The sequence below is a fragment of the Paeniglutamicibacter sulfureus genome (assembly GCF_039535115.1).
GTDB lineage: Bacteria > Actinomycetota > Actinomycetes > Actinomycetales > Micrococcaceae > Paeniglutamicibacter > Paeniglutamicibacter sulfureus.
In genome coordinates this window covers 1,425,486-1,436,415 of record NZ_BAAAWO010000001.1, presented here as the reverse complement: position 1 = coordinate 1,436,415, position 10,930 = coordinate 1,425,486, and the positions used below count along the sequence as shown (strand labels likewise).

The window sequence follows — 10,930 nt, the reverse complement described above, 5'->3', positions numbered from 1 at the left end:
CGAGCCCGTTTCCGCCGAACAGGTCGCTGGTTCACCGGCAGGCTCGCCATTGCCGGTGGCCGTCGCGCCGTGGCTGGTTGTGCCGAGTCCCAGTGCAGTTCCTCCGCCGGAAGCTACGCAACTGCCTGTCGCGGAGGCGCCCTTGTTGGTTCTTCAGTTGCCCGAAGGCGGGTCGCCCCTGCATGTGGCGCCCATTCCTGGGACCACCGTCGCCGGTTCCGGCGCTGCCCCAACACCGTCACCGCAAGCACTCGCGGTGTCCGCCAATTCCGAACCCACTGGAACCAAGGATGCATTGGCTCCAGTCATGAAAGCGGCTGCAACACCCACTGGCCAACCCGTAGCGGCGGTGCCGAACGCTGAAATCCACGGCCAGGTAACCGCACCGGATGCCAACTCGGTCCATGTGCAGCAGGAACCGGACGCAGGCCAAACTCAGGCCGGCAGTGCCGCCACGGCGCCGGCCGGAACGCAAGAGGTACAGGCTGTATCCAACTCCGGCTCCCAGCCGATTCCTGTTGTCGTCGGCCAGGGCGATGTCCGGATGGCCGCTACTGGAGCGACGGCGGCGGCCGGTGTCGTCGGCGATGCAAGCTCCTCGGCAGTGGAGCCGCTCGAGTCTTCCGCCGTGGACACGCCCTTGCAGCGGACCCAGACACCGGCCCCGTTGCACCGGCAATTGCTCGGGCCCATCGCCAGCCTTGCCGCAGGACCTAACGGGGAACGAACACTGAGTGTCAACATCGCTCCCGAGGCGTTGGGGCCCATTACCGTCAAGGCGGTCCTGGGCGGTGAAGGCATCCGCATGGAGCTGTCTGCACCCACGGACGCCGGGCGCGAGGCTTTGCGTGCCATGCTGCCGGAACTGCGCCGTGAATTGGCCGCCACGGGCTCAGGAACCATCATGCTGTCGACCGGGACGGATTCCTCCTCCACTTCTGGCGGCCACACCGGCAGCCAGAACGCGGGCGGCGGGGACGCACGTCCCTTCACCGGTGCCCCTTCTCCGGGAATGCGCACCCGCGGCGAACCGGCACCCGAAACACCGGGGCGGGAAACCACCCTTGCCCTGCACGATACTTCCCATCTCGACGTGATGGCCTAGGAAGGACACCCCCCCATGACAGTGCCACCCATCGAAGCGACGCAATTCGGGGCAACAGCCGCGCCCGTTCGTGCCCCCAAACAAAGCATGGACGGAGAAGTGTTCCTGCACCTGCTGGTCACCCAGCTGGCCAACCAGGACCCGAGCTCGCCCATGGACACCAACCAGATGATTTCCCAGACCACCCAGCTGGCCTCCATGGAACGCATGAACACCCTCAGCGCCACCCAGGAAGCCTCGTTGGACATCCAGCAGCGACTGGCGGCATCCTCGCTGATTGGTCAGGAAATCACCACCGCCGGGGAACCGCCGATCACCGGGGTGGTCACCGCGGTGTCCTTTGCACAGGGAGCGCCCGTTGTCACGGTGGGGGAGCAGCAGATCCCTTACGCGCAGATCATCGGCATCGCGGCACCCGCTGCACCGGTTCCCGATCCGGAGCAGGACACGATGCCGGATACCCCGCCCGAGGGCGGGGACGCGGAGTCCGAAACCGCCGAACCGGATGCCCTGGGCGCCTAAGCGTCCGCCCCAAGTTTTCTTGTTCCACCCAGTTTCCTTCAACGCAGAAAGACATCCACCATGCTTCGTTCACTGTATTCAGGAATTTCCGGTCTTCGCGCCCACCAGACCATGCTTGACACCACCGGCAACAACATTGCCAACGTCAACACGTCGGGCTTCAAGTCTTCCTCCGTCCAGTTCCAGGACACCCTGTCCCAAATGACCCAGGGCGCCACGACCCCGGGCGAGAACGCCGGCGGGCGCAACCCCGCCCAGGTCGGTCTCGGCGTGCAGGTCGCGGGCATCTCGACCAACTTCGGCCAGGGATCCGCCCAGAGCACCGGCCGTTCCTCGGACATGATGATCGCCGGTGAAGGATTCTTCGCCACGCGCTCGGGGAATGCCACCTCGCTCACCCGCTCCGGTGCCTTCGAATTTGACGCCAACGGCAGGCTGACCAGCGCCGACGGCGGCATCGTGCAGGGCTGGATGGCCCAGGGCGGGCAGCTGGCCACTGGCGGCGCCCTGACCGACGTCGCCCTGCCGCGGGACCTGCTCGCACCGGGTGTCGGCACCAGCACCGCCGGACTCTCCGGCAACCTGCCCAAGGAAACCGCCACCGGCGAATCCATCGTGCAGGACAAGGAGATCTTCGCTGCGGACGGCACGAGCCGCACCATGACCATGACGTTCACGCGCACCGCGAACGGCTGGAATGTCGCGGGCAATGACGGCGCCGGGGCCACCGGCACCGCAACGCTGGCCCTCGCCAACGACGGAACCCTCAACGGCGGCACCATGAACCTCGGCGGCATCGCCGTGGACCTGTCCGCGGTTACCGGCTATGCAGGGCTCAAGACCGTGTCGATCGCCGAGCAGAACGGCCGCTCCGCCGGAACCCTCGAGTCCTACACGCTGGGCTCGGACGGCACGCTGACGGGAACCTTCTCCAACGGCGCGCAGCAGGCCATCGCGCAGATCGCCCTTGGCTCCGTGGCCAACCCCGGCGGCCTGCAGAAGACCGGAGGATCGGGCTACACCGTCACCGCCAACTCGGGCGCCATCGAATACGGCGTACCGGGGGACCCGGGCATGGGCACCATCTCCGGCGGCATGCTGGAAATGTCCAACGTTGACCTCTCCCAGGAATTCACCAACCTGATCGTTGCCCAGCGCGGCTTCCAGGCCAACGCCCGCATCATCACCACCAGCGACGAGGTTCTCCAGGAACTGGCCAACCTCAAGCGCTAACCCGCGTATGGGTGGTCCCGTTAGCTAAGGGGGCCACCCACGCAATCCACCATCGGCTTCTCCGTCTGACGCCGGGGCGGGTCAGAGTTGATCGGCGCATCAGTCCACGGTTGGTTCCATGGCAACTGCGGCCCCTTAGAGTCACCTTCATCTACGACAAAGTAGGATTACGCCATGAAAAAGACCACTGCAGGACTGGCCGCACTCGCCCTCACCGCCGCCGGAATCATCGGCACCACAACCGCTCTGGCCGCTGACGGCACCTGCCAGGTCTATTCGGGTGGCGGATGGCTCGTTGGGGCTTGCCCCGAACCGGCGGTGGTTCCCGTTGAGCGAATCGGCGGGGCGAACAAGTACGAGACCGCCGTGCTCATCTCGCAGATCAACGCCGAGCCGGGCGTCCCCGCCGTATACCTGGCCAACGCCGCCAGCATGGTTGACGCCCTGTCCATCTCGCCGTACACGGATGGGCCCATCCTGCTGGTGCCGGCCACCGGCGCCCTTCCAACCACGGTGGCAGATGAGCTCGCCCGCTTGAACCCGGGAAAGCTGGTGGTGCTCGGCGGGACGACCGCTGTCAGCAACGACATGCTCGGCCAGGCACAGCTCGCCGCAGCGAACTAATCAGATCCCGGCCTGCCGTAAACGGTAAGCCGGAGGGTAGGCGGGCGGCGTCGTTGGCTAACGGCGCCGCCCTTTCTGCCGAGAGTGCTCCTCTGAAAGGACGGGGTGCTTCAATGATCGTTGTAACGAGGCTCAACGCCACACGCTTTGCGATCAACGCCGACCTCATCGAGCGGATCCAGGAAAACCCCGACACCGTTGTGTTCATGGTCAACGGCGCGAAGTACGTGGTCACGGAGACCATGGAAGAAGTCATCGCCCTGGTGGCGGGACATCGTGCCCGGGTGGTTTCACTGGCGCGGAACTACGAGCCGCCGCAACCATCCGTTCCGCCCCTGACGCATCGATAAAGAGGACGCCCCCAAGTGGATCCAGCAACAATCATTGGCCTCCTGCTGGCCTTCGGCGCCATGTTCACCATGCTTTTCATGGAGGGCGCCAACGTCTCGTCGATTCTGCTGCCGGCCCCCATGATCATCGTGTTCCTCGGAACCATCGCCGTGGGCATCGCCAGCGGCACCATCAGTGACACGATCATTGCCTTCAAGTCCCTCCCCTCGGCTTTCCGGGGCAAGATCGCCCCGGTGGGGGAGCTGATCACCCGCCTGGTCGAATTGGCGGACCTTGCACGCAAGGAGGGTCTGCTGGCGCTGGAGTCCGAGGCCAGGGAAACCAAGGACCCGTTCCTGGGCCGGGCCCTGCAGTCCATGGCCGACGGCATGGACGGGGACGAGCTGCGCGACCAGCTCGAGGATGAGATCTCCACCCGCGAGCGCACCGATGCGATTGCGCACAAGTATTTTTCCACCCTGGGCGGTTATGCCCCCACCGTGGGCATCATCGGCACCGTGGTCTCGCTGACCCACGTGCTGGAAAACCTCTCCAAGCCCGACGAGCTCGGGCACATGATTGCCGCTGCCTTCGTGGCCACGCTGTGGGGACTGGTCTCGGCCAACTTCATCTGGCTTCCCATCGGCGCGCGGCTGCGCCGGCTTTCGGAACTCGAAATCGACAGCATGACCCTGGCCATGGAGGGCGTGCTGGCGATCCAAGGCGGCAGCCAGTCGATCCTGCTGGAAGAGAAGCTGAGGGCCATGGTCCCGTCGTACGCATTGGGCACGAAGAACGACAAGAAGAATGGCAAGAAGTCCAACTTCGGGGCCGCATCCGTGCTCGATGACTTCAAGGAAGCCGCGTGAGTGGCGGCCGCAGCAGTAGCCGGCGCGGGGGCCGGAAGGGCCGCAAGCCGGCAGAGTCCGGGCACGACGGTCCGGACGAACGCTGGATGGCCTCCTACATGGACATGGTCACGGTGCTGATGTGCCTGTTCATTGTTCTTTTTGCGATGTCCACTGTCGACCAGGACAAATACACGAAACTGAAGAATTCCCTTGCCACCGGCTTCGGCACCGAACAAAGCGTCACCGCGGACACCGCGGAGGGCGTCGTGGTCCCACCAGAGCTGGTGGGCACCGAGGGACTGCTGGCCAGCAGCCAGATCGACGGGCAGACCAAGGAAGCGCTGCTGGCCCTGGCCCAGAACGAGCAGTCCGACCTGATTGAGCTGAAGGAACGCATCCAGAAGCGGCTTAAGGATTCCGGGCACGCCGGCGCTGCCGATTTTTCCATCGACAACCGGGGCCTCACCGTGCGATTGGTCAGTGCGGAAACCTTCTTTGTGCCCAACAGTGCCGAGCTCACCGACAATGCCCGCGAGATCATCGACGCCATCGCCCCGGTGCTGGCACCCACCAAGCGCTACTTCGAGGTGGAGGGATTCGCGGACGAGCGCCGCCCGGTCAAGCCGTACCCCACCAACTGGGAGCTTTCGGCATCACGAGCCACCGGGGTGCTGCGCTCGCTGGTCGAGGATGGGGGAGTGAAGGCCTCACGGATTTCCTCGGTCGGCTACGGGGACGCCCGTCCGGTCCCAGGCAACAAGGACCTGTCGCTGAACCGCCGTGTCGACATCGTGGTGCTGTCCAACCAGCCCGAGTCGGTCCGAAGCCTGCTGAAGCAGAACCCGTAGTCACGTGGCGTGCCCGCGACATTGCCGGATCGGAAGTCTTCCAAAGCGGTAAGACCTTGGAAGAACCCTGCACCGGCACGTTTCTCTCTTCTACTTCCCCTCGTGGTGTCGTAGGGTGATGCCAAGGGAGCGGAATCGCGTCGTTTGGGGAATTCGCGCGGGGCTGCTCTGAGATCACTTTTGGGGAAGTGGCTGGTGGCCAATGCTGAGACACCGTGGAAACAAAGTGTATTCCGGTCAAATGGAAGAGCGTGTCCTAGCGCCTTCCAGAAGGCCCCGGCGAACGACTCTGGCAGCCATGTTCATCGACGTCTTCCATCTGCATGTCGAGCCGTACGCCGAGCGAAAAACCGCGACACAGTCCACCGGCATCCTGAAGCTCAGCGGTGAATATGCCCGGACGCCAGGTCGCGCAGTGGTCTGCACCTGTATCCGGGCTGGCGACGTTCGCGTAATTTCCGTCCCAGATCCGGAGTGCAGGGGTCACGCCTAACTGCCGGGATATTTCATGCTGGCCAGCCCTACAGGAGCGCATTATTGGATAACGACGACCAGTTGCGTTGCGATTGGAAGGCACTCTCCCCGCAGCCCGTGCAGATGGTGCTGACGATCAGTCCGTATTACACATTGATGGTCCGCATTTACGAAGAGAAAACGTATGCGCCCAATCCGATTACGACGGCAATGAGTGCCGCAAGGCCGATGTTCTGCCTCAACACCGGAATGCGTGGCCCCTGATCGTAATAACGACGATTTCTCAAAGTTAGCTCCCAAGCTGGTGATTGAAACTCCAACAGTATGTGAGCTGCGGTACACCGGATTGCCATTCACGTGGCTTTCACCTCGCGGTTCACCCTGTGCAGGCCACGTAGCGACATATGGTCCATCAGAACCCTTGGCGTGAGCCCAGCCACGTCACCTATCTGCCGGGATTGTGCACTCGCGGCGCGGCCCTACGTGTCAGGCTGGAGCGGTACCAGGGTGACAGAGCAAGTCGGCTCGATCGCGTAGGGCGAGAACCAGGAAACCAATCTGTATGTCTAATCTAGTTTTGGCCGAAGTGCGCCAAGATGGATCCATGAGTAGTTCCGGACCGCGTGCCGGTGGACCGACCCCTCGCAGGTCGTATACCCCCGCGCAGAAGCTTGAGTTGTTGGCCCAGTACGAGGACGCCTGCACCCGGCAGGAAGGCGGTGCGTTCCTGCGGGAGCAGGGGGTGTATTCCTCGCAGATCACCGAGTGGCGCAAGCTGCGCGACGCCGGCGTGCTGCAGGGCAAGACGGCCGGGGAGAAAATCGGGAAACTGTCCCCCGAGCAGGCCGAGATCGCGCGTTTGCGCCGCCAGCTGGAGGTGAGCGAGAGCCGGTTGAAACGATCGGAGGCAGCCCTTGGTGTGATGGGAAAACTGCACGCGTTCTTGGAGACGATCTCCGAGGACACCAACGACGATCCGAAGTCCAAGAAGCGTTGACGGGCGCCTACGTGCAGCTGGTGGAACTGGCAGTCCCGACGCGGCGGGCCGCTACCTTGCTCGGGCTTTCGCGCACCACGATCTACCGCAAGCCCGCAGCGCCGAGGGACCACGATCCGGTGGTTCCGCCGAACAAGCTCAGCGCCACGGAGCGGGCCGAGATCCTCGCGGCCTTGAACTCGCCTCAGTTCGTGGACCTGGCGCCCCTGCAGGTCTATGCGAAGTTGCTGGACGCCGGGATCTACCTGGGCTCGGTCTCCACGTTCTACCGGGTCCTGGAGGAAAACCGGCAGGTCAAAGAACGCCGGAAACTCGCCAAGCATCCGCCCCGGGCCATCCCGGAGCTGGTGGCCACCGCCCCCGGTCAGGTGTATTCGTGGGACATCACGAAGTTGGCCGGCCCGGTCAAGGGCAAGTACTTCGACTGCTACCTGATGATCGATATCCACTCGCGGTTCATTGTCGGCGCGCACGTGCACGCCACCGAAGCGGCGATCCTGGCGGCGGAAATGATGAAGGAGATCTTCGGCATCCACGGCATCCCGCAGGTGGTCCACGCCGACCGCGGCACCTCGATGACGTCGAAGACCGTCGCCGCGCTGCTCTCGGATCTGGAGGTCACCAGATCGCATTCCCGACCCCGGGTGAGCAACGATAATCCCTACTCAGAGTCAATTTTCAAGACAATGAAGTATGGTCCGACGTTCCCGGAGCGCTTCGCGTCCCTGGGCGATGCGAGGGCCTTCATCAGCGGCTTCGTCGACTGGTACAACCATCACCACCAGCACTCCGGCATCGGGTTCCACACCCCTGCCAACGTGCACTACGGCTTCGCCGCCGGCGTCGCGGAGAAACGCTCGCAGACCCTGGCAGCGGCCCGCGCCGAACATCCCCACCGATTCGCCACGACCACCGACCCCAAGATCCTGGCCCTGCCCGGGCCGGCATGGATCAACCAACCAAAGGAAACCACCGAAAAAACAGCGGCCTAACGGCCGCCTAACTCACCTTGGTACCGCTTGACTTGAAAAATTCCGCGGTCCAGCGGGGTCGCATATCCGCAAGGCCGGCGTCACACTGACTGTAACCGGGGAGGAATTTGGCCTGCCCGATAGAAGGGTTCCATTGCACTATCCGCCGCGATTGTTCAATCCTCGATCCCGGCCCAATTCATGGTGAAAACTCTGTTTGGTCTTGCAGTCACCGAACGATCAGGTAAGCAGCAATCCCAAGAACCGCTAGAACCAAAATCCCCAAACCAATGTTCTGCCACAGCAGCGGAATGCGTGGACCTTGGCTGTAGTAACGACGCTTACTCATGATCAGCCTCCAAGTCTTTGAAATATGACTCCCATACAGGACCCACAGTCCAAGCTATCTGCCGTTCCTGTTAACTCTCTCAGTTCGTCGCGACCCGCGGCGGGCCTTGCCATGTTTGCGAATCCGACTATCCGCCGTTCAGGTGAGGGTGCTGGTTGTTGAGCGGACGAAGTACCGCCAATCGGCGCCCGTCACGATTCTGCGGGCACGCTCACTACTCGTGACATGGGAAGCAGTCTGCACCCGATCTCTCAGCAGTGAGTCATATGGACGGGGCCGATTGGTGCGGCCTTCCGCCCACGGTTAGGCCGTTATGACCTTGCCTGCGTTCGTGTTGACAGCCTGCTCGATACGGCCCAGTGCCCGAATCATCTCGAGGTGGTGATCCTTGAGTTCATTGACGGCCTCCGCCAGATCGACCTCAGGAAGATTCTTGAGATCCGCCACGCGTGAGTTCCAGGACTCCACGAGGGCGAACGCCTGCGGGGTCGTTTCTTGGACGATAAATCCCTCGTAAATGTTGGTCACTTTGGACCTCTCCTCTTCGATGCGCTGGAATCCGCTACGTGAACACTGTCGAGCTTAGACTCTCTGCTCACTACGGCTCCACTTCATCCATGGCAAACAACCCTACTTCGACCGACAGGCAGCCATGCCCGAGTCCAAGGCGGAGACGCGGTGTTCGATGACATCCCCGCGGCCAGAAGGCCGGACACAGCGCAGTCAACAGAGATCCCGGGTCCACTGTTTCGACACCCGACTTCATGGAAATGGTTGGACCGAGGTTCTGCAAACGTGGGCGTGAAAGGGGCGCTGACAACCAGCCTGAGCGGATCAGCGGTCAGTTCACGCAAACTCCCTAGTCAGTCTGCTACTGACTTTTCCATGGAATCTCTGGACGAATATTTGCCCCAAGCGGCTTACCGATCGGCCATCGCCTGCCGATAGTGGTGCCAGTGACGCTCATGCCTGCGGGACGCCCCGATGCGGGTGCGCCCAACCCGACACCCCCCGACCCGGCCGCCGCCGTTGTCTATGACTTCCGCCGGCCCACCACCCTGGCCCGCGAACACGCGCGCGTGCTCGAACTGGCCTTCGAGACCTTTGCCCGCCAATGGGGCACCCAGCTGACGGCCAAGATCCGGGTCATGTCACAAGTGACCCTCGAATCGGTCCAGATGCAGTCCTACGACGACTACGTGGCCGGCCTGCCACCGGCCACCACCATGGTCCTTTGCGAGGCCGAGGGGCACGGCGCGCGCGCCGTCATCCAGTTCCCCGCCGCGGACGCGCTGAACTGGGTCTCGCACATGCTCGGCAGCCCCACCACCACCCATGCGCCCGAACGCAAGTACACGCGCATCGAGCAGACACTAGTGCGCGGGCTGATGGACGAGGCACTCGAGGACCTGCACTATTCGCTCGGCGCCCTGCTGCAGCAACAGCTCGCGGTGGTCGGAATCCACCACAACTCGCAGTTCGCGCAGGCAGCCACCAAGTCGGAGATTGTCATCGCGGCCTGGCTGCGGGTCCGCGTGGGGGAGCGCAGCACCCTGGCCTCGGTCGCGGTGCCCGCGGACATGCTGCTGCCGCAACTGGGCGAGACCAATCCGCGCACGCCGGTGGAGAACGCCGCCGAACTGCTCACCGAGGCCATCGCCGGGGTCCCGGTGGACGTGGCACTGGCACTGGGGCCGAGCTCAGTCACCCCCGGCATGATCCTGAACCTGGCCGTGGGAGATGTGCTGCCGCTGCCGCACCCCGTCCACCGCCCCTTTGAGCTGTCTGTTGACGGGCGCCGCCTGGGCACCGCCGCAGCCGGCACCCGCAGCGGCCGGATTGCCGCCGTCGTCGTTTCTACCGAGGAGAGCCTCTCTTGAGCCCCGAACCAACATCCATCCCGGTCCTGCACTCGACGGCGCTGTATTCGGCTGCCGCGGAAGCACTTGCCGGCATGCTGCCCACCACCTCGCCGGTTACCGCGGTGCTGCACTCCGGCACACGCGACGCCTCCATGCTCCAGGGATCCGGCGAGCTGGTTTCCGCCGGTTTTGTCGGGCAGCACTCCGCCGACGTGCTGCTCTCGGTGGCTGCCCCGATGCTGGGAGGAGCCCCGGGCGGACCCGGCTCGCTGGTGTCCGCAGCCGACATCCTGCGGCCTGCCCTCGAAGCCGCCACCGGCGTGCTGGGAGCCGGCGTGCTCTCCACCGATTCGGCGGTGCACGCCGATGCGATGCTCGGGGACGCGGAGACCGTGTGCTTTGAACTTCACAGCGCCGGAAAGGAAATCGGCTTCTTTGCCATCCGCATCCGCAACAACGAACCCAATCAGCTGCCTGCCGGATCCGCCCTCGAGGGACGCGAAGACGTGGCCAGCCGGCTGGGCCGCATCAACAACGTCGAAATGGCCTTGACCGTGGAAATCGGACGCACCCGCATGTCGGTGCGCGATGTGCTGGGCCTGGAACCCGGCGCCGTGGTGGAGCTCGACCGCTCCGCCGGGGCTCCGGCGGACATCCTGCTCAACGGCAGGCTCATCGCACTGGGCGAGGTCGTGGTCATGGACCAGGACTACGGCGTGCGCATCACCCAGATCCTTGATGTGAACGAGGGCCTGGCGTAGTTT

The 10,930-nt window shown here is 63.9% G+C and carries 11 protein-coding genes and 1 pseudogene; 11 read left to right on the top strand and 1 reads right to left on the bottom strand.

The features are described from left to right. Positions 1-307: 307 nt before the first annotated feature. The 9 genes and pseudogenes from ABD687_RS06530 (at position 308) to ABD687_RS06490 (ending at position 7,976) form a co-directional block, all read left to right on the top strand. Positions 308-1,105, top strand: coding sequence for a flagellar hook-length control protein FliK (locus tag ABD687_RS06530; RefSeq protein ID WP_310292592.1), 798 nt, complete (start codon positions 308-310; stop codon positions 1,103-1,105). A 15-nt stretch (positions 1,106-1,120) separates the two neighbouring features. Continuing rightward, positions 1,121-1,627 carry a flagellar hook assembly protein FlgD gene (locus tag ABD687_RS06525; protein ID WP_310292594.1) on the top strand — a complete coding sequence of 169 codons (507 nt, stop codon included), beginning with the start codon at positions 1,121-1,123 and terminating at the stop codon, positions 1,625-1,627. Positions 1,628-1,687: 60 nt separating this feature from the next. Beyond that, positions 1,688-2,860, top strand: coding sequence for a flagellar hook protein FlgE (locus ABD687_RS06520; protein ID WP_217389485.1), 1,173 nt, complete (start codon positions 1,688-1,690; stop codon positions 2,858-2,860). Positions 2,861-3,034: 174 nt separating this feature from the next. Next, positions 3,035-3,484, top strand: coding sequence for a cell wall-binding repeat-containing protein (locus ABD687_RS06515; protein ID WP_217389486.1), 450 nt, complete (start codon positions 3,035-3,037; stop codon positions 3,482-3,484). A 113-nt stretch (positions 3,485-3,597) separates the two neighbouring features. After that, complete coding sequence (locus tag ABD687_RS06510; protein ID WP_217389487.1) at positions 3,598-3,834, top strand: flagellar FlbD family protein; 237 nt, start codon at positions 3,598-3,600, stop codon at positions 3,832-3,834. A 15-nt stretch (positions 3,835-3,849) separates the two neighbouring features. After that, entirely contained in the window at positions 3,850-4,683 is an 834-nt protein-coding gene (locus ABD687_RS06505) for a motility protein A (RefSeq protein WP_217389488.1), read from the top strand. After that, positions 4,680-5,513 carry an OmpA/MotB family protein gene (locus ABD687_RS06500; RefSeq protein ID WP_310292598.1) on the top strand — a complete coding sequence of 278 codons (834 nt, stop codon included), beginning with the start codon at positions 4,680-4,682 and terminating at the stop codon, positions 5,511-5,513. Before ABD687_RS06505 ends, ABD687_RS06500 begins: the two co-directional genes overlap by 4 nt. A 537-nt stretch (positions 5,514-6,050) precedes the next feature. Beyond that, positions 6,051-6,251 (top strand): hypothetical protein, encoded by a 201-nt coding sequence (locus ABD687_RS06495; RefSeq protein ID WP_310292600.1) that lies wholly within the window; start codon positions 6,051-6,053, stop codon positions 6,249-6,251. Between the two features lie 340 nt (positions 6,252-6,591). Next, positions 6,592-7,976, top strand: a pseudogene (locus ABD687_RS06490) (IS3 family transposase). 631 nt (positions 7,977-8,607) lie between these two features. Here ABD687_RS06490 and ABD687_RS06485 read toward each other — a convergent pair. Continuing rightward, on the bottom strand, positions 8,608-8,832 hold the full coding sequence (locus ABD687_RS06485) for a hypothetical protein (RefSeq protein ID WP_217389489.1): 225 nt from the start codon (positions 8,830-8,832) through the stop codon (positions 8,608-8,610). Positions 8,833-9,269: 437 nt separating this feature from the next. Here ABD687_RS06485 and ABD687_RS06480 point away from each other — a divergent pair, with 437 nt between their 5' ends. Continuing rightward, positions 9,270-10,184 carry a flagellar motor switch protein FliM gene (locus tag ABD687_RS06480; protein ID WP_310292602.1) on the top strand — a complete coding sequence of 305 codons (915 nt, stop codon included), beginning with the start codon at positions 9,270-9,272 and terminating at the stop codon, positions 10,182-10,184. After that, positions 10,181-10,927 (top strand): flagellar motor switch protein FliN, encoded by a 747-nt coding sequence (gene fliN / locus ABD687_RS06475; RefSeq protein ID WP_310292603.1) that lies wholly within the window; start codon positions 10,181-10,183, stop codon positions 10,925-10,927. Before ABD687_RS06480 ends, fliN begins: the two co-directional genes overlap by 4 nt. The last annotated feature ends 3 nt before the right edge of the window (positions 10,928-10,930 follow it).